The sequence below is a fragment of the Pseudomonas sp. Pseusp88 genome, from assembly GCF_047303955.1.
Taxonomy (GTDB): Bacteria; Pseudomonadota; Gammaproteobacteria; order Pseudomonadales; family Pseudomonadaceae; genus Aquipseudomonas.
In genome coordinates, this window is the sequence record NZ_JBGLYM010000005.1 from 199119 (window position 1) to 224435 (window position 25317).

Here is a 25317-nt window from a genome sequence, read left to right on the forward strand (position 1 = left end):
TTCTTGGATATCCCGCACAAAACCGCCCTCCAACGCTCTGCGGATGTAACGCTGTTTGGGCTTAAAATTGATACTTACGTCCCGATTCCACGAGCCTGGTCAATGCGCTCAGCTACCTGGTAAGCCGCTTCCAACTCTGAGCAGCCGTTCTCCTGTTGGCGCTGAGGCAATTTTGGCCCAGGTTACTGATTTTAGCTGACCCATGTGCAGCCTCTGAAATCCTACGCAAAGTCATCGATTGCTGAGTATTCGAATGGGTCAATGATTTCCGGCGGCTTGGGTCAAAATCGCCTCAGCGCCAACAAGCGATGAACCTCTTGTGCTGGTTCGTGACTTGTTTGCGCCGGCTGGCCTATCGGCCTCTCTCCACGGCTAAAGCCTCTTGTTGACGCAGTACGGCTGCATAGTGCGTCTCCACCCAGTCGGCCGGTTCTCGCACCCTTACGGCCGCTTCCCTACCCATTGGCGTCAGCGTGTATTCCACGTTTGGCGGCACGATGTCATAGGCGTGACGCCTCACCATTCCATCGCTTTCCAACAACTGAAGCGTCTGCGCCAGCATTCGTTCGCTGACGGGTTTTTTGCCAATCGCAGGCAAGATGTGGTTCTTCAATGCACCGCTAAATCCCGAGATGGATTTGGTCACCAGTTCGGTAGACTTGAACGCTAACCATTGCTTAGCCACGTACTCAAATGTGCGCTCCTCGTTGAGCAGGTGTGCTTCGAGTTTGGCGGTCTTGGCCTTGAGCGGAACGGTGTGGTTAGCCACGTCGCGGCGTGCGCTGCGGGCAATGTCGCGCGCCTCCTTGAGACCAATGTCGGGGTAAGCGCCGATGGAGAAGCGGTTTTCCTTGCCATGCAGGCGATACTTCAATCGCCAAACCTTGGAAGGGGATTTGCCGACCTTGCTCGAGGCCCTTACCTCCAAGTAGAGCCCAGGGACTTCGCCATCGGCGTGTTTGCCGGGTTCGGTCAGCGAGCGGATCAAGGCAGCGCTGAGTTTTCGTTTGAAAACAACCGCATTATCTGGGGGCATCCTTTTTAAGGACCCGAAATTTGCCCCCAATTATGCCCCCATGAGTCGTGGAATCCATTGGGTCTAGACAGGCGGCAGTGGACTGAAATTAACAATAAGTACCTATTTTAAAACAACTTTATTGAATTTACTGGAACTCAATTACAAGCTATCAGGGTCCCCAAAAAACATCTGAATCCGCGACCTTAACCAACGCTCCCCAGGATCGTTATCCTGCGACCCACGCCACGCCATATGCAGCTCGAACGTACGCGTCTCGATCGGCAGCTCTTCTGCGCGAACACCACCCGCCGCAGTAAGGACCGCTGCGGCATAGTCAGGCACGGTGGCAATGATGTCGGTGCCGGTGAGCAGGGTGGCCAGGCCGTTGAACTGGGGGACAGCCAGTACCACATGGCGCTTGCGCCCGAGTTTCTCGAGGTTTTCGTCGATGAAACCGCTCAGGTCACCGGCGAAGGACACCAGGGCGTGGGGCCGTGAACAGAAGTCATCCAGGCTCAGGGCGCCGGGCATGCTGTCGGCGCGCAGGAGTTTGGCGCGGCTCTTGCGCAGCACCTTGCGTTTGGCGTTGGCGGGCAGGTCGTCGGTGTAGCTGACGCCGATGGAGATCTCTCCGGACGACAGCAGGCCCGGCATCAACAGGTAATTGACGCGGCGGATCACCAAAACGATGCCAGGAGCTTCCGAGCGCAGGCGCTTGAGCAGGGCCGGCAGCAGGGCGAATTCGACTTCGTCGGAGAGGCCGATGCGGAACACCGCCGTACTGGTGGCCGGGTCGAATTCGGCCGCGCGGCTGACGGCGGTGGAAATCGAATCCAGGGCCGGGGACAGCAGGCCAAAAATCTCCGTGGCCCGTGCCGTGGGCTCCATGCTGCGCCCGGTGCGGACGAACAGCGGATCGTCGAACAGGCCGCGCAGGCGCGACAGCGCGGCGCTGATCGCCGGTTGGCCGAGGAACAGCTTTTCCGCAGCGCGGGTCACGCTGCGCTCGTGCATCAGGGTTTCGAAGACGATGAGCAGATTGAGGTCGACGCGACGCAGGTCGTTGCGATTCATGACGTGAATATCTCGTGCCGTTAGTCGATGCAGTAGCCGACGCCCGTGAGGGGAAACGTCCTACCGTTCAGCTCAGACGCGAATAGTACGAGCAAACAGGGGGATTGCGCATGGATAAATTCAATGACTTATCATCGATTTGCCAGCGACCTCTCATTTGCCAGGTGAGAAGCAGGTCCTCGCCGCTACGTTGCAGTCAGCACTTTTAGGGTAAAAACAGCGCATAAGCAGCGCTTTCGGTCAGGAAACGACCCTGCGGGTTGCAATGTCTTACGTACATGCCAACAATGGCCGCCCATGGATGCCTGGGCGTTTGATCCTGATCACGCGCCCCATGTGGTCTGTCATTACCCTTGCAGAATCGATGACAGGCATGTCGACTATTAATAGCCACTGATAGTGTTACCGGCAAAGCCCGGATAGAGTTCATGGCATCAAGGTTTATAAGGCGAGGTTCGAAATGTCCCGCACGATTCGTTTTCATCAGTTTGGTCCTGCCGAGGTGCTCAAGGTAGAAGAGCATCCGGCCGCGTTGCCTGCGCCGGGTGAGGTGCAGGTGCGTGTCCAGGCAATCGGTATCAGCTGGTATGACGTGCTGTGGCGGCAGAACCTGGCTTCCTCACAGGCGCGTCTGCCGGCCGGCATGGGCCATGAGATGGCCGGTGTTGTGACCGCAGTGGGTGAGGGCGTCGAAGATTTCAAGGTCGGCGACAAGGTTGCCAGCTTTCCTTCGGCCGACCCGAACCAGCATCCGGTCTACGGCGAGCTGATCGTTCTGCCGCGTACGGCGCTGACCCGTTATCCCGACGTGCTCACGCCGCTGCAAGCCAGCGTGCATTACACGCCGCTGCTGGTGGCTTACTTCGCCTACATGGACCTGGCCCGTATCAAGCCGGGGCAAGTCGCGCTCATCACCGACGCCGGTCACTGCGCAGGTCCCTGCATGGTGCAACTGGGCAAGGCCCTGGGTGTGCGGGTTATCGCTGCGACCAAAAACTCCGATGCCCGTGACTATCTATTGTCGCTGGGTGCCGAGAAGGTTGTGGTGACCGAAGAGCAGGATCTGCTGATGGCGGTCAACAAGTTCACGGAGAACCGTGGTGTGGATGTGGTGCTCGATGGGCTGGGCGGTCCGCAGATGTCGATCATGGGCGATGTTCTGGCGCCTCGTGGCAGCCTGATCCTGTATGGCCTGCAGGGCGGCAATCAAACGCCATTTCCAGCCTGTGCGGCGTTCCAGAAAAATATTCAGTTCTTCGTGCACTGCCTGGGTAATTTCACCGGCAAGCCGGAGTTGGGCATCAATCAGGATGAAGCAGCCCTGCAACGGGCGTTGCGCGACATCAATCAGCTGACGGCGGACCGCGTGCTGCTGCCGTTGAAAATTCAGGTGTTCCCGTTCGACAACGTTGTCGAAGCGCACCGTTACATGGATGGTTGCCCAATCGGCGGCCGTGCAGTGCTCGAAGTAGAGCCTGCCTGAGTCTTTTATCCGGCGCTGAGCCTTTGACCTCAGTCGCTTCGACAGCGGGCAACCATTGTCGAAAGTGCCACGCGGCAGCTACGGTCCCCATCTCCTATAACTGGAAGTGACGAACACTGGCCTGTAGCTGTACGCCCAGTTCCACCAACAAAGCGCTGGATTGCGCGGTGTTGGCACTGGAGCTGGCAGTTTGCCCCGAAACCGTACGCACTCGCACGATGCTGCGGTTTATCTGCTGCGCCACCGCTGTCTGTTGTTCCGCTGCAGCAGCAATCTGCACATTCATCACCTGAATCGTCGATACCGTCTGGGTAATCTTGCCCAGCGATTCTTCTGCTTCACGCCCCGGCTCAAGAGTGCTTGCCGTCAGCGAACGGCTGGTCTGCATGAACAGCGCGGCCGTCCCGCTGTCCTATAGCAGGCGCTCGAAGCTGCTCTGCATTCTTCTATAAGCGCCAATCCGCCAACCGGGGTTCTATGCCGGTCGTTGGCTTTTTGGCGTCCGAATGCCGAAAACATATGACGGTTTGTTTCCACTGTTACCGGATTTTTCCGTTTTTAACCGGGCGTTGTAAGGACTTGGTCTTGACCGCAAAAGCGGATAAACAAAGTTGTCTAACAAGAACCAGGCCTGGGTATGGGGTTGTGTTTGTAGTTGTGGAATTTTTAACGGATAGATGGGCTTTTGATTGATGAGATACGCCTATTCCCCAAGTCGGAAAAAAGGCTTGCCAGACAAGCTCATGGGTTGATTTTTCAGGCGTATTACCCGTGTCTGTTACGGTAAATCCTGTTTTGCTACAGCACTATTTAAACGAAACTATTTAAACGTGCGTTGTTTAATGTGCATTGAGCTGAGCTGTATTTATCAGCGTGTCTGTACCTTGTAATTGTTGTGAGGCCACTGATAATGGCTCGCTAATTATTACTCAAGGAATGAGCCATGGTCGGTGATCAGTCGGTTGTTCAATGCGGCGTCGATGCCCTGTGCGGGGCCGGGAAATGGGTATGCAAGTCATGATGAGTGCTATCCACGAACAGGCAATGAACTATGTCTATCAACAAGTCCTGCAGCGCTTGTTGAGTTACTTCACCCGCGCTGAACGCACAGCCCTGCAATTGTTGATTCAGCGGCTGATCGTGGCTGCGGGAGGCGTGGAGCACATTTCCAGTTTCAAGGTGATGATTGCCTTCAGCGGGGGCAAGGACAGTGCTTATACGGTGGCGTTTCTGCGGGCTGCGCAACTGAGTATTGCCGGCCGTGCGCCGGGTACCTTCAATCTGCGCGTGGCCAATATGCGCCATATCGGCATGACGCCGGCGGTCATGGACAATATTCACCGTACCTACTCGGCGCTGTTTCTTTATGACGATCCGCGGGTGGAGTTGCTGGCGGTGGATCAGCAGCACGTCTGCGCCTTCGAGCCCGACCTGCCATTCTCCGCTTCGGCCCGGGAAAAGAACCGCTCGGACATGTTGCTCAGCGGCCATTTGAGCGGCGGCGACAGCCGCACCACCTTCTGTAACAGCTGCTACCTGAATGTCGCGGATTTTCTGGGGCGCGTGAGCAGCTGGGGCAGCGGTGTGGATGCCATTGTCAGCGGCGAGTCGCGCAAGGAGCAAAAGCAGTACGCCACGCGGATCATGCGTCTGGTGCAGCATGTGGGGCCGGGCACGGGCCCCTGGAGGCAGCAGAACTTCGCCAGCGTGCTCAGGAGCATCGGCAGCGTCGGCCAGACCTACTACCGCGAACTGTATGGCGATGCGCCTCAGGACGGTGGCCAGGTGACTCGATTGTTTGCTTGTCCGCCGCAATCGGTAGCACCACTATTTATCTCGCTGGCGGATTTGGTCAACGGGCGTGCCGATGAGCACTGGGGGCTACTCACCGATTTCCTCGGTTTCCGTTTCGTCGATCTGGCATTCAGTTTCAGCGAGTCGGACTGTGCCAATCCCTTGCTCATGGCGCACATGCATGGTTTGCGCAGTCAATACATCCAGGAGCGTAACTACGCCGATGGCATCGCCGAATACCTGGAGCTGGCAGCCAAGTTGATGCGCAGCAAATGCATGCCGGTGCGCCTGATCAATCAGGCCATGGCGGCCTATGAGGGTGAAGAGCGTCTCGAGGAGCGGCGTACCCTGGCCGCCGCCTATGCCCTGGAGGGCTTTGGCCTGAACGAAGCGCAACTGGTCTGTCTGTTGTTCGCGCCCTTTGTCGACGAGGGGCAGGGGCTGGAAGGGTTTCTGCGCCGCTGCCATCCGGGCATGCTCGTGGCGCTGCCTGACCTGCACAGGGCGTTGTCCGGCTTGTCGGCGCCGGATCAGGTGGTGCAATGGTTGATTGACGTCAGCGGCTTGAACCTCAAGGGCCTGCAAAGCCTGTATGTCAGGCCGCGGATTGACTTTACCGACCATAGTTCGTTGATTGCCAGGGTACGGGCCAGCGATCCGGACAAGCGTCACATTCAAACCATCGACGTCACTACCGGCGAGACCGTTTCCACGGTGCTGTCGGGACGCTGACGGTCATTTCAGCGGTTTGATACCCCTCTATTTATCTTGTGCCTTGGGTATTGCATACAGGGCGGATTGCCATCGATGAACAACAAAATGGATTTCGCCTATCAGGCGGTGTATCGCTATCTGCTGCGCCTGATCAACGAACAGCCAGGTGATAGCGCCACCCGTTTGCCTTCCTTGCGTCAACTGGCCAAGCGCCTGCAGGTGTCGATCTCTACCGTGCAAAGCGCTTACACCTTGCTGGAGAAGGAGGGGCGAGTGCGTACTGTGGCCAAGTCCGGGTATTTCGCCCTGGCCGCGATGGAGGCCGATGTCGGTCTCGATCGCGGCAACGCGGACTTGCTCGAGTCGCTGTACTGCGGCGCCCGGCGTTCGGGCATGTTGCTCTTGGGCAATGACGAGCCTTGGGTGCTCAAGTCTCTGGATGCCTCTTTGCTGACGATGGAGCGTGAGTTGTTGCGGCATTACCCGCGGCCTTTCGATCCGACGTTCCAGCCGTTTGGCGACATCGAGCTGCGCACGGCACTGGCGGCGCGCTATACGGTGTCGTCCAGACGCTGCTGGTTGCCTGAAAACGTCTATGTCGGTGCCGATCTGTGCGGCATGTTGAGCATCGTCCTTGAAACCTTGCAACTGCGTGGCGCGACGGTATTGGTGATGGCGCCCTGTTCGTGGCGGGTGTTGCGGTTGTTGGAGTCATTCGCCATCCGCGTGCTTGAGGTGCCCCTGGAGGCGGGCGGCGCGGTCAACCTTCCAGCACTGGACCAGGCTCTGCTCAGCGAGCCGGTCGGGCTGGTACTGGTGCCGTCGCTGCTCAATTGCGCCCAGGGCAGTTGCCTGCCGTTGCACAACCGCCACGAGCTGGCCGAACTGCTCAACCGCTATCGGGTCTGGGTTCTGGAAGACGACAGCCACGGTGAATTGGCCTTTGAGGCATCGCAGGAACATTTGCGCCATTTGATCGATCCCGAGCGCCTGATCATCCTCGGTACTTTCGCCAGGATGCTCGGTTCAGAGGCGCCGTTCGGCTACCTGCTGTGCCAACACCGGGCGCAACAGTTCCAGCAGCACTTGCTGTTGCGCTCCTTCGCCTTGCCGGTGTTGCGGCAAAAGGCCCTGGCCCGGCTCTACAGCAATGGCGTCGTGGATCAGCACCTGACGCAGTTGCGACAAATACTGGAGCACAAGATGCTCAGCCTGGCGCACTTGCTTGAGCATCGCCTGGGTCATGTCCTGCATTTCGAAATGCCCAGGGGCGGCGCGGTGATCTGGGCGCACAGTGCGCAGCCCGTGGATATGCAACAGGTGTTCAGGCGCTTGTTGCAGCGGCGCATCGTCATTGCACCGGGGCAGTTGTTCAGTCTGCAAGGGCATTACCGGCAGAACCTGCGGATCAGCTACGCCATTGACTGGAGCGAGGACGTGGTGGCGGCCATCGAGGCGCTGGGGGAGGCGTTGCATCAGGCGCGCAATCGCTGAAGCGCACAGGAGCCGTCGATCCAAAGGATTTGCCAGACTCGTCTCCTACCTGTTATCTGTACGCCCATCCAGTGTCATCCATCCAGGTTTGCAGCGCGCAGTGACCTCTCAGTCCCCCATACTTCCGATGATCGAGCCGGTTCCTGTGCCAGCAGTCGGGACAAATGTTTATCGGGTCGCGGTGCGTGCCTTGTGCGAGTTCACCGCCAAGACCGGCGATCTGGATCTGCGTTTCACTCCCGCTCCCACGGCTCAGGAAGGTATTGCGGGGCATCGTACCGTGGCTTCCCGGCGCAGCCCCACGTATCAGGCCGAAGTCACGCTGCAAGGCCAATATCGGGAGTTGCAGGTCAAGGGGCGGGCTGATGGCTACGACCCGGAGCGCCATCAACTGGAAGAGGTGAAGACCTATCGCGGTGATTTCGATGCGATCCCGGCCAACCATCGGCAACTGCACTGGGCGCAATTGAAGGTCTATGGCTGGTTGTTGTGCCAGCGCGAGCAACGGGCCGATGTGACCCTGGCACTGGTGTACTTCAATATCGTCAGTGAAAAGGAAACCGTGTTGCGCGAGCGGCACGATGCCGAGTCGTTGCGGCTGTTCTTCGAAGCCCAGTGCGCGGTGTTCCTGAGGTGGGCCAGCCAGGAAATGGCCCATGTCGGGCAGCGCAATCAGATACTGACCGGGCTGAAATTTCCCCATGCCGAGTTTCGCCACGGCCAGCGCAGCCTCGCCGAGACGGTGTACAAGGCAGTCAGCAGCGGCCGTTGCCTGATGGCCCAGGCGCCCACGGGTATCGGCAAGACCCTGGGCACGCTGTTTCCCATGCTCAAGGCGATGCCGACCCGGCAGCTGGACAAGATCATCTTTCTCACTGCCAAGACGCCGGGGCGCAAGCTGGCCCTTGATGCACTTGAGGTATTGCGCGAGCGAGAGCCTGACTTGCCGGTGCGTGTGTTGGAACTGGTGGCGCGGGACAAGGCCTGCGAGCATCCGGACAAAGCCTGTCACGGTCAGTCCTGCCCCCTGGCCAAGGGCTTCTATGATCGTTTACCCGCCGCGCGGCAGGCGGCAGTCGATGCACCCTGGCTGGATCAGGCCGGGCTGCGGGACATTGCCTTGCAGCATGAGGTCTGTCCGTACTATCTCAGTCAGGAAATGGCCCGCTGGGCCGATGTGGTCATCGCCGACTACAACTATTACTTCGATCTGAGTGCCTTGCTCTTTGGTCTGGCCCAGCTCAACCAGTGGCGCGTGGCGGCACTGGTGGACGAGGCACACAACATGGTCGAGCGTTGCCGGCAGATGTACAGCGCCAGTCTCGATCAGCGCAGCCTCGACAACCTGCGCGACAGCGCCCCCGAGCAGCTGAAAAAGCCTCTGCAGAAGCTGCATCGGGCCTGGAATGCCCTGCACAAGGAACAGGTGCCGGACTATCAGGCCTATGCCACGCCGCCGGACAAGTTCCTTAACAGCCTGACCCAGTGCGTCACGGCTCTGGGTGATTACTTCAACGACCATCCCCAGGCGGTCGAGGGCGCGCTGCAAAGCTTCTATTTCGAGCTGATCCAGTTCATGCGCATCGCCGAGCTGTTCGACGAGCACTTCATCTTTGATATCAGCAAGCGCGAGGCAGGCCGACGCGCGCTGTCACGGCTGTGCTTGCGCAATGTGGTGCCGGCCGCCTTTATTGGTCCGCGACTGACGGCGGCACGCAGCACTGTGCTGTTTTCCGCGACCCTCAGCCCGCGCCATTACTACGCCGATCTGTTGGGCCTGCCCGGTGATACTGCGTGGATCGATGTCGATTCACCGTTTAATCGGGAACAGCTGGATGTGCAGGTCATCAGCCGCATTTCCACGCGTTATACCCATCGTCAGGCGTCCCTGGCGCCCATCGTCGAGCTGATGGCCGGGGAGTTTCAGCGGCGACCGGGCAACTATCTGGCGTTCTTCAGCAGCTTCGATTACCTGCAACAGGTATTCGAGCTGATGCAGCGCAGCCATCCGCATGTGACGCTATGGCAGCAGGCCAGGGGCATGAGCGAGGGCGAGCGCCAGGCATTTCTCGAGCGCTTTACCCCTAACAGTCAGGGTATTGGTTTCGCTGTCTTGGGTGGAGCGTTTGGCGAAGGCATCGACCTGCCGGGGGCGCGATTGATCGGCGCCTTTATCGCTACCTTGGGCCTGGCACAGTTCAACCCGGTCAATGAACAGCTCAAACAGCGAATGACCGCGCTCTATGGCGCCGCCGGTTACGACTACACCTACCTGTTCCCCGGTGTGCAGAAAGTGGTGCAGGCAGCGGGGCGGGTGATCCGTACTCAACAGGATCGCGGCGTGGTCATGCTGATTGATGATCGCTTTGCCGAGCGCAAGGTGCTCAATTTGCTGCCCGTCTGGTGGCAGCTCTAAAAGACTCAAGGGTTTAGGGATCGATAGGTGAGCAGGGTGGTCAAACTGCCAGTAAACTGTCGTGCAGGTCATTTTGTAGCTATTTCCTACAATGCAGAATCAAATTTCCCTGTCTGTCCATGGAGGTTTCGTATGAGTCTCAGTCCACTCGCCGGCAAGCTGGCTCCGGCACAACTGCTGGTCGATATCCCGCGACTGGTGACGGCCTATTATACCGGCCAGCCTGACGCCTCGGTGGCGACCCAGCGGGTGGCTTTCGGTACGTCCGGTCATCGCGGTACCTCCTTCGAGTTGGGCTTCAACGAATGGCATGTACTGGCTATCACTCAGGCCATCTGTCTGTATCGCCAGGCCAATGGTATCGATGGCCCGCTGTTTCTCGGCGCCGATACCCACGCCCTGTCGACCCCGGCCAGTGCCAGCGCCCTGGAAGTCCTGGCCGCCAATGGCGTACAGGTGATGATCGCCGAAAACGACGAATACACGCCGACGCCTGCGGTGTCCCACGCCATCATTTGCTACAACCGTGGCCGCACCAAGGGCCTGGCCGATGGCATCCTGATCACGCCGTCGCACAACCCGCCGGAAAGCGGTGGCTTCAAGTACAACCCGCCCAATGGCGGCCCGGCTGAAAGCGATGTCACCAAGTGGATTGAAACCAAGGCCAATGAGCTGTTGGCGGCGAAGCTGGCAGGTGTGCAGCGCATCAGTTACGAGCAGGCCCTGCGTGCCGACACTACTCATCGTCACGACTACCTCAATACCTATGTCGCCGATCTGCAAAACGTCATCGACATGGACGCCATTCGCGGCGCCGGTCTGCGCCTGGGTGTGGACCCTCTGGGCGGGGCGGGGGTCAATTATTGGTCGGCCATCGCCGAGCATTACAAGCTCAACCTGGAAGTGGTGAACAAGTTCGTCGACCCGACTTTCCGCTTCATGACCGTCGACTGGGATGGCCGCATCCGCATGGACCCGTCCTCCAGCCACGCCATGCAGGGCCTCATCGGCCTCAAGGACCGTTTCCAGGTGGCCTTCGCCTGTGACCCGGACCATGACCGCCACGGCATTGTCACCCCGACCGGCGGCCTGCTGGCGCCGAACAGCTACCTGGCGGTGTCCATCGATTATCTGTTCCAGAACCGTCCGCACTGGCGTGCCGACGCCGCCGTGGGCAAGACCGTGGTCAGCAGCGGCCTGATCGACCGCGTTGCCGCACGTCTGGGGCGGCGTCTCTATGAAGTGCCGGTGGGCTTCAAGTACTTTGCTCAAGGCCTGTTCGAAGGTTCGTTGGGCTTTGGCGGCGAAGAAAGCGCCGGGGCGTCGTTCCTGCGCAAGGATGGTTCGGTGTGGACCACCGACAAGGACGGCCTGATTCCGGCGCTGCTGGCTGCCGAAATCACTGCACGCAAAGACCGCGACCCGAGTGAGATCTATAACGCCCTGACAGAAGAGTTGGGTGAGCCGCGTTCCGTGCGGGTCGACGCCAAGGCCAGCCCGGCGCAGAAAGCGCTACTGAGCAAGTTGTCGCCGGAGCAGGTGACCTCCACTGAATTAGCGGGGGAGCCGATCCAGAGCATCCTCAGCCATGCGCCGGGCAACGACCAGGCCATTGGCGGCCTGAAAGTCATGACCGCCAACGGCTGGTTCGCCGCACGACCATCGGGCACCGAGGATATCTACAAGATCTACGCCGAGAGCTTCATTGGCGATGATCACCTCAAGCGTCTGGTGGCAGAGGCGCAGGTGTTGGTGGATGGGGCGATTGCGCCCAAGTAATTGCGAACGGGTTGGGGCCAACTCAACTGTCTGATTGGAGTGGGAATGTGTAGGAGCTGCAGAAGGCTGCGAATGGGCTCTAGACCGCTATCGCAGCCTTCGGCAGCTCCTACCGGGCCGGGTTGATAAGACACCGGTTCGTAACGGCGATAAAAAACCCCGCTTTCTTGCGAAAGCGGGGTTTTTCGTTACAGGCCTCAGGCCACGTCAACCAACACGATCTCGCTGTCATTGATCGCCGTTACCCGCAGCACGCGCTCATCCTGGACGGCCACACCGTCGCGGGCATTGGCGGTCACGCCATTGACCTCAATGGCGCCGGTGGCGGGCACCAGGTAAGCGCGGCGCCCTGCATCCAGATGGTACTCGGCGCTTTCCCCGGCTTTCAGGTTGGCGGCCACCAGACGGGCATTGGCGCGGATTCGCAAGCTTTGGTCATCGCCTTGCTTGCCGCTGGCCAGGGTCACAAAGCCTTCACGGCCGTCCTTGGGAAAGGGCTTGGCACCCCATGACGGCGGGGCGCCGGTTTCGTCGGGCATGATCCAGATCTGGAAGATCTTGGTCGCTTCGTTTTCCAGGTTGTACTCGCTGTGGGCGATGCCAGTGCCTGCACTCATCACCTGCACATCGCCAGCCTCGGTGCGGCCCTTGTTGCCCAGGTTATCTTCGTGGGTGATGGCGCCTTCACGGACATAGGTAATGATCTCCATGTCGCGGTGCGGGTGTTTCGGGAACCCTGTACCGGACTGGATCACGTCGTCGTTCCATACCCGCAGGTTGCCCCAACTCATGCGTTGCGGGTCGTAGTACTCGGCGAACGAGAAGTGGTGGTGAGCGTTCAGCCAGCCGTGGTTGGCACCGCCCAGAGAGTTGAAAGGTCGTAATTGCAGCATTGTGGCCTCCAGAGCAGGGCTGCCGGAGGGTGTCCGGGGCCTGCTGAACGTGGTTGATGGAGCCATTCTGCGGCGGTTAAATATCTAATAAAAGAGTAAATTGTGCGTGATAACAATCGATATATTAGATGATTTGTGGAGGGGTTTTTGTTGGAACGAGGCTCTGGCGAGTGTGTTGGAAGCGGGTAACACGCTGACAATCAAGCATTTTGCTGGAGCTGATGGGCAAATGGGGTGACCATAGGCATCCTTCGCCCTTGAGCCACTTCCGGAGCCTGCGTGCCTGTCGACACCCCGCCTGATTCATCATCCCTGCTGGAACCCGAACTGACCCCGCCACAACGCCTGCCGCTGTTCAGACGCCTGCTGGCACGGCTGGCCGGGCGCGGCCTCAATGGCTTGCGCGCCCAGCATGTGCCCTCCTGGCGTCAGGGACGTGCCGATGGCTACCTGGATGGGCATCTGGAAGGCATGGACGAGGGGTATGCCGAAGGACGTCGGGATGGCATCGAGGAGGGGCGTCAGGTGTTGCTGATTCGCGATACCCGGCCTGACGTCCATCGCGGGCCCAGGGTCGACGATCATCTGTTCGATGACTGGCGCATGGCCCTGACCCCGGAACTGCGCAAGCGGATCAAGGCCGATGTTGCCCTGAAGTTACCGCCGCATGCCCAACCCAGCGTTGCGCAATGGAAAATGATCTTCAGCGATACGCCGTCCACCTATGTGATTGCCGGGGCGGGCGCGGGCAAATCGACCTCGCTGGTGCTGCGCATCATGCTGCTGCACCACTACCTGGGCTTCGAATTGGGCGCCATGACGGTGGTGACCTTCACCCGCGAGTCGCGACGGGACTTCATCAACAAGCTTATCGAAGTAATGGCCCTGTGGGGGCATAGCCTGGACCAGCGCCAGGCCCGCGAGCTGGTCAGGACCTTTCACTCGCGCATCCTGCCCCTGGTGCGCAGTCTGCCGGGTTTCGCCCAGCTCCAGGCCTTCGAAAACCTTGGCAGCAGCAACGAAGCCCTGGCCGACAGCAATCCCTTCGACCTGCGTATCAACGACGCTCAGCGCCAGCAAATGAACCTCTGCTATCGGGATCTGTACGCGCAAAATCAGCGTTTTCGCGAAGTCATGCTGCCGTTGTATCGCCATGCCTTGCAGCTCAAGGCGCTGGAAAGGGACCACCCGGATGTGCAGAAACGCATGGCGGTCACCGAGCTATCCTCGAAACGGGATGAAGAGTTGTGCGATATCGTTGAAGATCTCTGGTTTCGGGCGGGTTGCTGGCCAATAAATGGAATTAAGTCTGTACGGCAAGTATTTGAAATAAATGGTTTTTCATTCTCCGTTCATGGCTACCTTGAAGAGTTGGATGCCTGGGTGGTGCTGGGTTTTGACGCCAGCGAGGACCAGCAAATGAAGCGTTCCGGCGCTAAATTGCCGGTATGGGCGGAATGGGTGATAAAGCGCACCCTGTTTCAAGCTTTCTGCGATAAGCCATTGATATGGCTTGATAAATACCAAGATATAAAGCGTTTTCCTGCTGCCTTGGCTGAACAGGCGGTGGCCGGGCCCGGCTTCGACTACAAGCTCAAGGGCGAGCTGAGCGGCGCGCCTTTGCTCGACTGTTTCGTGACGGCGGCCAGCTTTATCGAAAACCTTGGGCTGGATGTTCCGGCGGCCGTGGCCGAGATGAGTTTTGCCGATAATGACCCGGACCGGTTTTTCTTCGAGGCCCTGAGCCTGTTCTGGAAAACATTCGAAAATCGTCTGCTGGACCAGACACCTCCGGTGATGACCTATAACCGCATGTTCGCCCTGTTCGGTGAGAACACCCCGGAGAACCTCAAGCTGGTCAGCAATGAGGTGTTGCGGCCGCTGTCCCACTTGATGATCGACGAATTCCAGGATGTGTCGCCGCAAATCGTGTCGTGGCTGCGCGCCAGCCTGCGGGAAATTCGCAGCCGTGGTCCTGCCATGCATGTGGGGCGTACTGCGCAGCGGTCGTCGCTGCTCTGTGTCGGCGACGACTGGCAGTCGATCTATGGCTGGCGCGGCAGTTCGCCGAAATACTTCATGGAATTCCCCAAGGCGTTTTCCTCCCCGGCCACGACCCGGGTGATGCTCAGCGATAACTATCGCAGTCATCAGCACATCATTGATGCGGCCGAGCATATTGTCCGGGCCGCTCCAGCCATTGCCGGGAAGAAGGCCAAGGCTGCGGGCGCGGTGCAGGAACTGTTGCCGGTGACGGTACTGGATCGGGATGATCTGGCCTTGAGTCAGCGTGTCCTTGAGCATTATCACGATGGCGATTCCATCCTGCTGCTGTATCGCAAGAACAGCGAGAAGGCGTCGTTCAGCCCCGAGTTACAGGCGCTGATCGATTCTGACCAAGGGCAGGCGCCGGGGCTGCGGCGCATCAAGCAATTGAGCTATCACAGCTCCAAAGGCCTGCAGGCCGATGCGGTGTTCCTGCTCGGTGACTGTCAGCACCTGACGCGTTCGCCCTACAAGAACCAGGTCTATCGTCTTGCCGGGCTGGGTGATGCGGGGGAGGTTGAGCCCTACGACAAGGCGCAGCAGGATGAAGTACTGCGCCTGGCCTATGTCGCCATTACTCGTGCCGTACGCCATTGTTACTGGTTTATCGACAGCCCGGGCGGTGACGCGGCGACGGCCGCCAAAGCTTCGGATCGGGTTGCGTCGGACAAGGCGTTTTTCGAGGATCTGCGTAGCAATCTGCACAAAAAGGGCGTCGCCTGATGCCCTTTCGCTACGCCCGGAGCTCAGGAAATCCGGGCGGTCTGGGAGGGGAAGAGTTCCAGCTCGGCTTCTATGGCTTCGATAATGACTTCGACGTCGGAGGCATTCATCACGGTTGAACAGGGCAGGCCGGCAATGGCTATGAGGGTCTCGCCGCTGGCTCGATCGAAAAGTCGCGCCACCATGCTACTGGGAGCATCCATGTTGGCTTCGAAGCCCACCGGATGGAAATACCAGCGCATCAGCTGACAGGCGTTGGGGAACGTGACTTTACTCATGGCTCTATTCATGGGCCCACCTTCTGAATTCAATCGAACAATTTACGAGCTCCAATAACGAAAGGCGCGATCTGCCAGACACCCCACCTGGCCTTTGGCCAAAGCGCGAATCTGATCAGACCGGATGGAAACTAAACGTAGCACCGGAAAAGGTATATCAGAAAGAATTCCACTCGTTCAATGAAAAAAATCTCATTTTCTTGACGTGCGTCAACTCCTTTATTCCTGGCGGTTATTTAAGGGGGCAGGCAAAGATTTTTTTGCTTTTTAGTCGCAGATATGGCGTTTAGCCACAGGCGTACAGGGGGGAAGAAATTTTCTCAGGTTGATCGTTTGCGCGCTTGACAGGCGGCTTGCCAACTTTATGAGGTTCAACTAAAGACGGCCTAAGCATTAATACTTTTTAGCGGAGTTATTGGAGTAAATTGACGTCAAAAAATATATTTATATTTTGACTGGAGGAAGTTTCAAGAGTGGCCGATAAAGGTATTAGAGCGCCGGGGACTTTCTTGACAGTCGCGCTTGCATGATCGAGAGGGCTTCGAGACCCTCCACTCTGATTGTTGCACGGATGCTCTCTGTGAATTTCTGAAGAGACCGATGCCATGTCGATACGCAATATGAATATCGCGCCGCGTGCATTCCTGGGGTTTGCCTTCATCGCCTTGCTGGTGATTGCGCTGGGGGTTTTTGCGGTCAACCGGATGTCAATGATTCGCCAGGCCACTACCGATATGGACACCAACATGCTGCCCAGCATCGGTTTTTTGGGCGACATGACCGAAAATGCCCTGCGCCTGCGCATTACCGCCTTCCGTACGCTGATCAATCGCGAGCCTGACGCCCTGCGGCAAACGGATGAGCGCATCCGTGAATTGATTGGCAAGTTGCAGAAGGCGACGGAAAGTTATGAGGCCTTGCCTTCCGATGGCGAAGAAAAGGAAGTCACCCGACAATTCGATGCGACGCTGAAAAGCTATTTGGCGATCCAGCAGCAGGTTCTGGAATTGTCCCATCAGGACAAGCTGGAAGAGATGAGAACTCTCATCAATACGCGATTGAAAGATCACACCGACTTGATGGGCGAACAACTTAATAAACTGGTCGCAATCAATAAAGCCGGGGCCAGGCAGGCGTCTGTCGAAGCCGGTGGCAATTATGATCGGGCCAATCTGGCGATTATCGGCGTCTGCGCCCTGGCAGTCGTGTTGACCGTTCTGCTGGCCTGGATCCTGACCCGCAGCATTGTTGTGCCGCTGGAACGGGCATTGCGTGCCGCCGAGGCGATTTCCGAAGGCAATCTGACCCGGCGAATCGAAGTCGACGGCGGCGATGAGCCCGCGCGTCTGCTTGCCGCGTTGACGGTCATGCAAGGCAATCTGCGCCGGACCATCGAGCAGATCTCCGGTTCAGCCACGCAGTTGGCGTCGGCGGCCACCGAGCTTAGTGCGGTGACGGAGGAGTCTTCACGCGGGTTGCAACAGCAGAACGACGAAATCGAGCAGGCGGCCACGGCGGTCAACGAAATGACCGCGGCGGTCGAAGAAGTGGCGCGTAATGCCGTATCGACGTCCGAGGCGTCGCAACAATCCAACCAGACCGCGCGCCAGGGCCGTGACAAGGTGCTTGAGACGGTCAAGTCGATCCAGTCCATGGCCCAGGACATTCACGCCACCTCCGGCCTGGTAGAAGGCCTGGCGACCCAGGGGCGGGATATTGGCAAGGTACTGGACGTGATTCGCTCCATTGCCGAACAGACCAACCTGCTGGCTCTGAACGCGGCCATTGAGGCGGCGCGGGCGGGTGAGGCGGGCCGGGGCTTTGCCGTAGTAGCGGATGAAGTGCGTGCCCTGGCTCATCGCACGGCGCAATCGACTCAGGAAATTGAACAAATGGTTGCCGGCATTCAGGCCGGCACCGGCGGTGCGGTGGAGTCCATGGCCAGCAGCACTCAGCGCACCCAGGCCACCCTGACCCTGGCCCGTGCGGCCGGTGAGGCTCTGGAGCAGATTACCGACGCCATTTCCCAGATCAACGAGCGCAACCTGGTGATCGCCAGCGCCTCCGAAGAACAGGCCCAGGTGTCCCGTGAGGTGGACCGCAACCTGGTCAATATCCGTGATCTGGCGGCGCAGTCGGCGGCGGGGGCCAACCAGACCAGCGCAGCAAGCCATGAACTTTCGCGCCTTGCGGTGGATCTCAACGTGATGGTGTCGAAATTTGTGATTTGACGCTATCGACCAGGACGAGAGTGAATCTGTGGGAGCGAATTCATTCGCGAATGCGCCAGTACATCCGACGAATTTCTGTCGTCTGAAATACTGCTTTCGCTAATTAATTCGCTCCCACGGAGTGTGTTTGATTCAGAAGGTATCGCGGTGTTGGATCAATCCCGATAAAAAACCTGAACCAGGTGATAACCGAATTTGCTCTTGACCGGCCCGTGCACCGTGCGCAGGGGCTTTTTGAAGATTACCTGGTCGATGGCGCCGACCATCTGGCCGGGCCGTACTTCACCCAGGTCGCCACCGCGTTTGCCGGACGGGCAGGTGGAGTATTTTTTTGCCAGCACATCGAAGGCCTCACCCTTGGCGATGCGTTGCTTGAGCTGTTCCGCTTCTTCGGCGGTTTTCACCAGAATGTGTCTAGCCTGGGCTTTCATTTCGTAATATCGCCAGTCAAAAAAGGCTGCCATTATGCCGGATGTCACGTCGAGGCGCGTCCATCACAGTCGTCGGGCGTGGGTGTTGTAACGATCAACGACTTTCTCATTTATCTCTGTGGTGTTGTTTATGGATTTTCCGGCGTTGTTGAAGGTTCTGGCCAGCCAGGATGGATCGGACCTCTATCTTTCCACCGGCGCACCACCCTGCGCGAAGTTCAATGGCGTCCTGCGCCCGGTCGGCACCGACAAACTCAAGCCCGGTGAGGTGGCGGTCATTGCCGAGAACCTCATGGATGAAGAGCAGCGGGCCGAGTTCCACCGCGAACTGGAGATGAATCTGGCGGTGTCCCTGGCCGGTATCGGTCGGTTCCGGATCAATATCTTCATGCAGCGCAACGAAGTGTCTATCGTCGCGCGCAATATCAAGCTCGACATTCCGCGCTTCGAAGACCTGCACCTGCCACCTATCCTGCTCGACGTGATCATGGAGAAGCACGGCCTGGTGCTGTTTGTCGGCGCCACCGGCTCGGGTAAATCCACTTCCCTGGCGTCGCTGATCGACTACCGCAACCGTCACGCCAGCGGCCACATCATTACCATCGAAGACCCGGTTGAATACATTCATCGGCACAAGAAATCCATCATCAATCAGCGCGAAGTCGGCGTGGATACCCGCAGTTTCCATGCGGCGCTGAAAAACACTCTGCGCCAGGCACCAGATGTGATCCTGATCGGCGAGATCCGCGACCGGGAAACCATGGAGCACGCCCTGGCGTTTGCCGACACCGGCCACCTGGCGATTTCCACTCTGCACGCCAATAACGCCAACCAGGCCCTGGACCGCATCATCAACTTCTTCCCGGAAGAACGCCGCCCGCAGCTGTTGCATGACCTGGGCAACAACCTCAAGGCCTTTGTTTCCCAACGCCTGGTCAAGACCCATGACGGCTCGCGCCGGGCAGCAGTGGAAGTAATGATGGGTACGCCGACGGTGCGCGACTTCATTCAGCGCAACGAATTCGGTGAGCTCAAGGCGCTGATGGAAAAGTCTTCGATCATGGGCATGCAGACCTTCGACAGCGCGCTGTTCGACCTGGTGGTGGAGGGCGCGATCAGCGAAGAAGAGGCGCTGAAGAATGCCGACTCGGCCAACAACGTCCGCCTGCGCCTGAAGTTGCACACCGAAGGCGGGGTTAAACCGACCATGACCGCAGCGCCGCGAGCGCCCCGTGCCGCCACCGATATCAACTCGGCGGATTGGGGCCTGGTGGGTGAGAATGATGGGCTGGAGCGGTAGGCCAGATTCATTTCGATTCTGAATTGATATCTGTAGGAGCTGCCGAAGGCAGCGAATGGGTTCTACCTGATAGACCGCTATCGCAGCCTTCGGCAGCTCCTACAAATCCAGGTCCGCGCCTTAGCGCGCCAGCCACCCTCCATCCACATTCCACGCCGCCCCGCGCACCTGGCTGCCGGCGTCGCTGGCGAGGAACAGCACCAGTTCACCCAGTTGCGACGGCGTGACAAACTCCAGTGAGGGCTGTTTCTCGGCCAGCAGTTCATTCTTCGCCTGTTCCAGATCTCCCGTGGCCGCGCCCCGGGCGTCGATCTGTTGCTGCACCAGCGGGGTCAGCACCCAGCCGGGGCAGATGGCGTTGCAGGTGATGGGCGTAGTCGCAGTTTCCAGGCCGACCACCTTGGTCAGGCCGATGACCCCGTGCTTGGCCGCGACATAGGCCGCTTTGCCCGTGGAGCCGACCAGGCCGTGCACCGAGGCGATATTGATGATCCGTCCCCAGTTCCTGCTGCGCATGCCGGGCAGGCACAGGCGCGTGCTGTGGAACACCGACGACAGGTTGATGGCGATGATTGAATCCCAGCGTTCCACGGGGAAGTCCTCGACCGCGTCGACATGCTGGATACCGGCGTTATTGACCAGGATATCCACGCCGCCGAACTCGCGTTCGGCGTAGGCGACCATGTCGGCGATCTGCTCAGCCTTGCTGACATCCGCAGGGTGATGGCCGGCCTTGACCCCAAAGGCCTGGACTTGCGCCAGTGCTGCCGAGGCGTCGCCAAAGCCGTTGAGAATCAGGTTGGCGCCGGCCTTGGCCAGGCTCAGGGCGATACCCAGGCCAATGCCGCTGGTGGAGCCGGTAACCAGTGCGGTTTTGCCGTGCAGACTCATATGCAGTTCCTCAAACAATGCCGGTGGCGTAGAAAGTGCCGATGACCACGAAAACGGCCAGGGTCTTGATGATGGTGATGCTGAAAATGTCGCGATAAGCCTCGCGGTGGGTCAGGCCGGTAACAGCCAGCAGGGTGATGACTGCGCCATTGTGCGGCAGCGTATCCATGCCGCCGCTGGCCATGGCGGCGACGCGGTGCAGTACTTCCATGGGGATATTGGCCGCGTGAGCGGCGCTGATGAAGGTGTCGGACATGGCTGCCAGAGCAATGCTCATGCCCCCCGAGGCAGAACCGGTGATCCCGGCCAGCAGGGTGACGGTAATCGCCTCGTTGACCAGCGGGTTGGGAATGCTTTTCAGCGCATCGGCCAGCACGAGAAAGCCGGGCAGGGACGCGATCACTGCGCCGAAACCGTATTCCGAGGCGGTGTTCATGGCCGCCAGCAGTGCACCACCGACCGCGCTTTTGGTGCCTTCGGCAAGTTTGTTGCGAATGGCCGAGAAGCCGAACGCCAGTACGATGAGGATGCCGACCAGCAGCGCCGCTTCCACGGCCCAGATTGCCGTGACCTTGCCCACTTCGGTCTGAATTGGCGCGGCCATGCCGGGCAATGCCAGGGTGTGAGTCTTGCCGTACCACTGGGGAATCCAGTGAGTGAACAGCAGGTTCATGACCCCGACCAGCACCAGTGGCGACAAGGCGATCCAGGGGTTGGGCAGTTTGATGTCTTCGGCGGTTTCCGGCTCGTTGCGCAGCTCGGTGCCATAGCCCTCGCCGGAACGCTGGGCCTTGTTGCGCTGGCGCTGCAGATACAACAGGCCTGCGCAGACCACGAACAGCGTGCCGATCAGCCCCAGCCATGGCGCCGCCCAGGCGGTGGTATTGAAGAAGGTAGTGGGGATGATGTTCTGGATCTGCGGGGTGCCGGGCAGGGCGTCCATGGTGAAGGAAAACGCGCCGAGGGCGATGGTCGCCGGAATCAGGCGCTTGGGGATATTGCTCTGGCGGAACATTTCTGCGGCAAACGGGTAGACCGCGAAGACCACGACGAACAGCGAAACGCCGCCGTAGGTCAGCAGCGCACAGACCAGCACGATCACCAGCATCGCCTGGCGGGTACCGAGCAGGCGGATGGCTGCAGCGACGATGGAGCGGGAAAAACCGGACAGCTCGATCAGCTTGCCGAATACGGCGCCAAGCAGAAACACCGGAAAGTACAGCTTGATGAAGCCGACCATTTTGTCCATGAACACCCCCGTGAAAGCAGGGGCGACAGCAGCCGGGTCGGTCAACAGGACCGCGCCGAGGGCCGCAATGGGGGCAAAGAGGATGACGCTGTAACCACGGTAGGCCGCCAGCATGAGCAAGGCGAGGGCTGCCAGGGCGATGATGACACTCATCGGGGGTATCTCCAGTGTTGTTATTGTTTTTTGGTCGCGGGTGGGCCGCACACTGGGTATAGCGGGTTTTGTGCCAGTTTGTTAACTGATTGATTTTTAATGATTTAATTTTGTTTTATTGATCGGGGAACAGGATGTTGTCTCGAAATTGAGACTGGCGCTGTCGTGTAGGAGCCGCAGGAGAGTAGCTTGCCCGCGATAGCGATAATCAGCTCCCTGAAAATATAGCGGATGTACCGATGTCTTCGCGGGCAAGCCCCACTCCTGCAGGCAGTCCATATTTCGAGAAAAAAGTCTCTTTATTGAGACTCCGCCATCCCCAGCGCCGCCATCTTCTTGTACAGCGTCGAACGCCCGAGCCCCAGTTGGCTGGCGGCCTGGCCGACATTCCCTGCGCACTGCAGCAAAGTGGCTTCGATCAAGTGCCGGTCGAAGCGCTGCCGGGCCTGGCTGAAGGTTTCGAAGTGCTGCGGCAGTGCCTGCTCCGGCGACGTCGCCAGCGGGCTCAAGGGGCCGATGGCGGTGCGGATGGCGCGCACGTCGAGTATAGGTTCATCGCTGAGCAGGGCCGCCCGTTCCAGTACGTTGCGCAGCTCACGGATATTGCCCGGCCAGGCATGCTGCGCCAGCAGGGCCAGAGCGGCGGGGTGCAACTCATGCTGACTGCGCAGCTCTTCAAGAATGGCTTCGCTGAGCGCAGGCAGGTCGTCCAGACGCTCGCGCAGGGGCGGCACCTGAATCGGCAGCACGCTCAAGCGGTAATACAGGTCCGCACGGAACGCGCCGCGTTTGATGGCGGCTTCCAGATCGATAGAGGTGGCGGCGATCACTCGTATATCGCTCTGCACCAGTTCATTGGAACCTACGGCTTCGTACTCCTTTTCCTGCAAGACGCGGAGCAGTTTGCTTTGCAGCGGCAGGGGCATATCGCCGATCTCATCGAGAAACAGCGTGCCGCCCTGGGCCAGTTGCAATTTGCCAGGTTTGGCCTTGCGCTCGGCACCGGTAAAGGCGCCGGGGGCAGTGCCGAAGAATTCGGCTTCGAGCAGGGCTTCGGGAATGGCCGCGCTGTTGATGCTGACAAACGCCTTATGTGCCCGGGGCGAGGCGCTGTGGATGGCGTGGGCGAGCAGTTCCTTGCCGGTGCCGGTTTCGCCGAGCAAAAGCACCGGTGAGTCGGCGCTGGCACCCCGCCGGGCCCGGCGCTTGACCTCCAGGCTGGCAGCGCTGGTACCGATAAAGTGGGCAAAGCTGTACTTGGCCTGACGGGCGCGCAGCAGTGAGCGGGTCGAGGCCAGTTCCTGCTGCATGCTCTGGAAACGTTTGAGCAAGGGGGACAGGGCATGCAGCTCATCGAACAGGGCAAAACCGATGGCGCCGATCACCGCGCCGGCCGCGTCCTGGATCGGCAGGCGCATGACCACCAGCGGGTCCTTGGTGGTGTCCATCATGTCCAGCAGGATCGGCCGACCATCATTTACCACCTGACGCAGCAGGCTGCCGGGGATGACCTTTTCACAGGGCTGGCCCACTGCCAGGGAAGCATCTTGCAGGCCGAAGCGCCGGGCATAGCGCTCGTTGATCCAGACAATCCGTGCATCTTTGTCGACGATGACTGTGCCTTCGCTGGATTGCTCGATGATCTCGAACAATGAACGTATCGCCAACTGCCGTACCCGGCGATAGTCCTTGAGGTTGTCGTCGTTCATAAGGTCTTCCGTTACCTGGCGTGAATGCCGCTGCGGATCAGTTGAAACCCGGATGCGCGGCGGCCAGCAGCTCCTTGGTGTAAGGGTGTTGCGGTGCGTCGAATACATCGTGACTGGCACCACGTTCAACCACTTTACCGTCCTTGACCACGATCAGGTCGTGGGCCAGGGCGCGGACAACCGCCAGGTCATGGCTGATAAACAGGTACGTCAGGCCGTGTTTTTCCTGAAGCTGACGCAGCAGAGCTACAACTTGTTTCTGTACGGTACGATCCAGAGCCGAGGTCGGCTCGTCCAGCAGGATCAGCGCCGGTTTGAGCACCAGGGCCCGGGCAATGGCGATCCGCTGACGCTGGCCCCCGGAAAATTCGTGGGGGTAACGGTGACGGCTCTGTGGGTCGATGCCGACTTCTTCGAGGACGCGAATCACCTCGATCTCGCATTGCCCCGGTGTCAGCTGACTATGCACTTCCAGGCCTTCGCTGATGATCTGCGCCACGGACATGCGTGGGCTGAGGCTGCCGTAAGGATCCTGAAACACCACCTGCATCTGCTTGCGCCAGGGGCGCATTTGCTTCTGGTTGAGACAGTCCAGAGACTGCCCCTGAAAGCGAATACTGCCACGCGAGGCCAGCAGGCGCAGGATTGCCTGACCAAGTGTCGATTTGCCGGAGCCGGATTCGCCGACGATGCCCAGGGTTTTGCCGCGCTCGATGCTCAGGCTGATGTCGTCGACTGCCTTGAGATATTCCTTGTGCCGCCGCAGGATGCCGCCGCCCAGGGAGAACCAGACCCGCAGATTGTCCACTTCCAGGACTTTCTCGCGGCTGTCTCGTGGCAGTGGTTCGCCTGCGGGTTCGGCGTCCAGGAGCAGGCGGCTGTAGGGGTGTTGCGGCTGCTTGAACAGCAGATGGCAATTGGACTGCTCGACGATTTCGCCGGCACGCATCACGCAGACCCGCTGGGCCACACTGTGCACCAGATTGAGGTCATGGCTGATCAGCAGCAGTGACATGTTCAGGCGCTGTTGCAGTTCCTTGAGCAACAGCAGGATCTTGCGCTGCACGGTGACGTCCAGGGCCGTGGTCGGCTCGTCGGCAATCAGCAGCTCCGGTTCGCAGGCCAGGGCCATGGCGATCATCACCCGTTGCCGCTGGCCGCCGGACAGCTCGTGGGGATAAGCCTTGAGACGTTTTTGCGGATGCTGGATGCCCACCAGTTCGAGCAATTCGAGGATGCGCTTCTGCGCCGCCTTGCCGCTCAGGCCACGGTGCAGCAGGAGGGTTTCGCCAATCTGCTTGGACACCGTATGCAACGGATTCAGGGAGGTCATCGGCTCCTGGAAGATCATGGCTATGCGGTTGCCGCGCAGCTGACGCAGGGTGCGAGCGTCGGCGCCCAGCAGTTGCTGGCCGCGATAGCGGATGCTACCGGTGCTGACGGTACCGTTCTGGGGCAGCAGTTGCAGGATCGAATGGGCGGTTACCGACTTGCCGGAACCCGACTCGCCAACCAGCGCCAGGCATTCACCGGCGCGGATATCCAGGCACAGGTCCTTGACCACCGTCTGCCCACTGAATGCCACGTCGAGGTTGCGGATCTCGATCAGGTTTTCTGCGTTTTCGTTCATGTCGTCCGACA

The 25317-nt window shown here is 59.4% G+C and carries 18 protein-coding genes; 8 read left to right on the forward strand and 10 right to left on the reverse strand.

The window, feature by feature from the left end; translation table 11 throughout:
• Window positions 1-352 precede the first annotated feature (352 nt).
• Together ACCD02_RS09175 and ACCD02_RS09180 are read right to left on the reverse strand one after the other, a co-directional pair.
• Window positions 353-1036 (reverse strand): integrase arm-type DNA-binding domain-containing protein, encoded by a 684-nt coding sequence (locus ACCD02_RS09175; RefSeq protein WP_413300584.1) that lies wholly within the window; start codon window positions 1034-1036, stop codon window positions 353-355.
• A gap of 141 nt (window positions 1037-1177) precedes the next feature.
• Window positions 1178-2092 carry a LysR substrate-binding domain-containing protein gene (locus tag ACCD02_RS09180; RefSeq protein WP_413300586.1) on the reverse strand — a complete coding sequence of 305 codons (915 nt, stop codon included), beginning with the start codon at window positions 2090-2092 and terminating at the stop codon, window positions 1178-1180.
• Between the two features lie 460 nt (window positions 2093-2552).
• On the opposite strand from ACCD02_RS09180, the gene ACCD02_RS09185 reads away from it, so the two are divergent.
• Window positions 2553-3575: a zinc-dependent alcohol dehydrogenase family protein gene (locus ACCD02_RS09185; protein WP_413300588.1), complete on the forward strand. Its 1023-nt coding sequence runs from the start codon at window positions 2553-2555 to the stop codon at window positions 3573-3575.
• A gap of 94 nt (window positions 3576-3669) precedes the next feature.
• On the opposite strand, the gene ACCD02_RS09190 is transcribed toward ACCD02_RS09185, so the two are convergent.
• Window positions 3670-3963 carry a hypothetical protein gene (locus ACCD02_RS09190; protein WP_413300590.1) on the reverse strand — a complete coding sequence of 98 codons (294 nt, stop codon included), beginning with the start codon at window positions 3961-3963 and terminating at the stop codon, window positions 3670-3672.
• Window positions 3964-4595: 632 nt separating this feature from the next.
• Between ACCD02_RS09190 and ACCD02_RS09195 the strand changes: the two genes are divergently transcribed.
• The 4 genes from ACCD02_RS09195 (at window position 4596) to pgm (ending at window position 11772) form a co-directional block, all read left to right on the forward strand.
• Entirely contained in the window at window positions 4596-6101 is a 1506-nt protein-coding gene (locus ACCD02_RS09195) for a hypothetical protein (protein ID WP_413300838.1), read from the forward strand.
• A gap of 75 nt (window positions 6102-6176) precedes the next feature.
• Window positions 6177-7577 carry a PLP-dependent aminotransferase family protein gene (locus tag ACCD02_RS09200; RefSeq protein ID WP_413300592.1) on the forward strand — a complete coding sequence of 467 codons (1401 nt, stop codon included), beginning with the start codon at window positions 6177-6179 and terminating at the stop codon, window positions 7575-7577.
• Window positions 7578-7704: 127 nt separating this feature from the next.
• Entirely contained in the window at window positions 7705-9993 is a 2289-nt protein-coding gene (locus ACCD02_RS09205; RefSeq protein WP_413300840.1) for an ATP-dependent DNA helicase, read from the forward strand.
• Between the two features lie 132 nt (window positions 9994-10125).
• Window positions 10126-11772, forward strand: coding sequence for a phosphoglucomutase (alpha-D-glucose-1,6-bisphosphate-dependent) (pgm, locus tag ACCD02_RS09210; protein WP_413300594.1), 1647 nt, complete (start codon window positions 10126-10128; stop codon window positions 11770-11772).
• Window positions 11773-11969: 197 nt separating this feature from the next.
• Here the strand turns inward: pgm and ACCD02_RS09215 are convergent, their stop codons facing one another.
• The gene (locus tag ACCD02_RS09215) at window positions 11970-12665 is read right to left on the reverse strand and encodes a pirin family protein (protein WP_413300596.1); all 696 of its coding nucleotides are present in this window, start codon (window positions 12663-12665) and stop codon (window positions 11970-11972) included.
• A gap of 471 nt (window positions 12666-13136) precedes the next feature.
• On the opposite strand from ACCD02_RS09215, the gene ACCD02_RS09220 reads away from it, so the two are divergent.
• Entirely contained in the window at window positions 13137-15434 is a 2298-nt protein-coding gene (locus ACCD02_RS09220) for a UvrD-helicase domain-containing protein (RefSeq protein ID WP_413300842.1), read from the forward strand.
• A gap of 23 nt (window positions 15435-15457) precedes the next feature.
• Here the strand turns inward: ACCD02_RS09220 and ACCD02_RS09225 are convergent, their stop codons facing one another.
• Entirely contained in the window at window positions 15458-15712 is a 255-nt protein-coding gene (locus tag ACCD02_RS09225; RefSeq protein ID WP_413300598.1) for a DUF1652 domain-containing protein, read from the reverse strand.
• A 605-nt stretch (window positions 15713-16317) separates the two neighbouring features.
• On the opposite strand from ACCD02_RS09225, the gene ACCD02_RS09230 reads away from it, so the two are divergent.
• Window positions 16318-17943, forward strand: coding sequence for a methyl-accepting chemotaxis protein (locus ACCD02_RS09230; RefSeq protein WP_413300600.1), 1626 nt, complete (start codon window positions 16318-16320; stop codon window positions 17941-17943).
• A gap of 155 nt (window positions 17944-18098) precedes the next feature.
• On the opposite strand, the gene ACCD02_RS09235 is transcribed toward ACCD02_RS09230, so the two are convergent.
• Window positions 18099-18374 carry a peptidylprolyl isomerase gene (locus ACCD02_RS09235; protein WP_037009819.1) on the reverse strand — a complete coding sequence of 92 codons (276 nt, stop codon included), beginning with the start codon at window positions 18372-18374 and terminating at the stop codon, window positions 18099-18101.
• 130 nt (window positions 18375-18504) lie between these two features.
• On the opposite strand from ACCD02_RS09235, the gene ACCD02_RS09240 reads away from it, so the two are divergent.
• On the forward strand, window positions 18505-19674 hold the full coding sequence (locus ACCD02_RS09240) for a PilT/PilU family type 4a pilus ATPase (RefSeq protein WP_413300602.1): 1170 nt from the start codon (window positions 18505-18507) through the stop codon (window positions 19672-19674).
• A gap of 120 nt (window positions 19675-19794) precedes the next feature.
• Here ACCD02_RS09240 and ACCD02_RS09245 read toward each other — a convergent pair whose 3' ends face one another.
• The 4 genes from ACCD02_RS09245 to ACCD02_RS09260 all read right to left on the reverse strand — a co-directional run bounded on the left by ACCD02_RS09245 (window position 19795) and on the right by ACCD02_RS09260 (window position 25306).
• Complete coding sequence (locus ACCD02_RS09245; protein ID WP_413300604.1) at window positions 19795-20565, reverse strand: 3-hydroxybutyrate dehydrogenase; 771 nt, start codon at window positions 20563-20565, stop codon at window positions 19795-19797.
• 10 nt (window positions 20566-20575) lie between these two features.
• Window positions 20576-21967 (reverse strand): GntP family permease, encoded by a 1392-nt coding sequence (locus ACCD02_RS09250; protein WP_413300606.1) that lies wholly within the window; start codon window positions 21965-21967, stop codon window positions 20576-20578.
• A 299-nt stretch (window positions 21968-22266) separates the two neighbouring features.
• Complete coding sequence (locus ACCD02_RS09255; protein ID WP_413300608.1) at window positions 22267-23676, reverse strand: sigma-54 interaction domain-containing protein; 1410 nt, start codon at window positions 23674-23676, stop codon at window positions 22267-22269.
• Between the two features lie 37 nt (window positions 23677-23713).
• Complete coding sequence (locus tag ACCD02_RS09260) at window positions 23714-25306, reverse strand: ABC transporter ATP-binding protein (protein WP_413300610.1); 1593 nt, start codon at window positions 25304-25306, stop codon at window positions 23714-23716.
• Window positions 25307-25317: the final 11 nt, after the last annotated feature.

Excerpts from the sequence above, each read along its gene's own strand:
- ACCD02_RS09175 (WP_413300584.1), bottom strand. The coding sequence starts at position 1,036 with ATGCCCCCAGATAATGCGGTTGTTTTCAAACGAAAACTCAGCGCTGCC.
- ACCD02_RS09180 (WP_413300586.1), bottom strand. The coding sequence starts at position 2,092 with ATGAATCGCAACGACCTGCGTCGCGTCGACCTCAATCTGCTCATCGTC.
- ACCD02_RS09185 (WP_413300588.1), top strand. The coding sequence starts at position 2,553 with ATGTCCCGCACGATTCGTTTTCATCAGTTTGGTCCTGCCGAGGTGCTC.
- ACCD02_RS09190 (WP_413300590.1), bottom strand. The coding sequence starts at position 3,963 with ATGCAGACCAGCCGTTCGCTGACGGCAAGCACTCTTGAGCCGGGGCGT.
- ACCD02_RS09195 (WP_413300838.1), top strand. The coding sequence starts at position 4,596 with ATGAGTGCTATCCACGAACAGGCAATGAACTATGTCTATCAACAAGTC.
- ACCD02_RS09200 (WP_413300592.1), top strand. The coding sequence starts at position 6,177 with ATGAACAACAAAATGGATTTCGCCTATCAGGCGGTGTATCGCTATCTG.
- ACCD02_RS09205 (WP_413300840.1), top strand. The coding sequence starts at position 7,705 with ATGATCGAGCCGGTTCCTGTGCCAGCAGTCGGGACAAATGTTTATCGG.
- pgm (WP_413300594.1), top strand. The coding sequence starts at position 10,126 with ATGAGTCTCAGTCCACTCGCCGGCAAGCTGGCTCCGGCACAACTGCTG.
- ACCD02_RS09215 (WP_413300596.1), bottom strand. The coding sequence starts at position 12,665 with ATGCTGCAATTACGACCTTTCAACTCTCTGGGCGGTGCCAACCACGGC.
- ACCD02_RS09220 (WP_413300842.1), top strand. The coding sequence starts at position 13,137 with ATGGACGAGGGGTATGCCGAAGGACGTCGGGATGGCATCGAGGAGGGG.
- ACCD02_RS09225 (WP_413300598.1), bottom strand. The coding sequence starts at position 15,712 with ATGAGTAAAGTCACGTTCCCCAACGCCTGTCAGCTGATGCGCTGGTAT.
- ACCD02_RS09230 (WP_413300600.1), top strand. The coding sequence starts at position 16,318 with ATGTCGATACGCAATATGAATATCGCGCCGCGTGCATTCCTGGGGTTT.
- ACCD02_RS09235 (WP_037009819.1), bottom strand. The coding sequence starts at position 18,374 with ATGAAAGCCCAGGCTAGACACATTCTGGTGAAAACCGCCGAAGAAGCG.
- ACCD02_RS09240 (WP_413300602.1), top strand. The coding sequence starts at position 18,505 with ATGGATTTTCCGGCGTTGTTGAAGGTTCTGGCCAGCCAGGATGGATCG.
- ACCD02_RS09245 (WP_413300604.1), bottom strand. The coding sequence starts at position 20,565 with ATGAGTCTGCACGGCAAAACCGCACTGGTTACCGGCTCCACCAGCGGC.
- ACCD02_RS09250 (WP_413300606.1), bottom strand. The coding sequence starts at position 21,967 with ATGAGTGTCATCATCGCCCTGGCAGCCCTCGCCTTGCTCATGCTGGCG.
- ACCD02_RS09255 (WP_413300608.1), bottom strand. The coding sequence starts at position 23,676 with ATGAACGACGACAACCTCAAGGACTATCGCCGGGTACGGCAGTTGGCG.
- ACCD02_RS09260 (WP_413300610.1), bottom strand. The coding sequence starts at position 25,306 with ATGAACGAAAACGCAGAAAACCTGATCGAGATCCGCAACCTCGACGTG.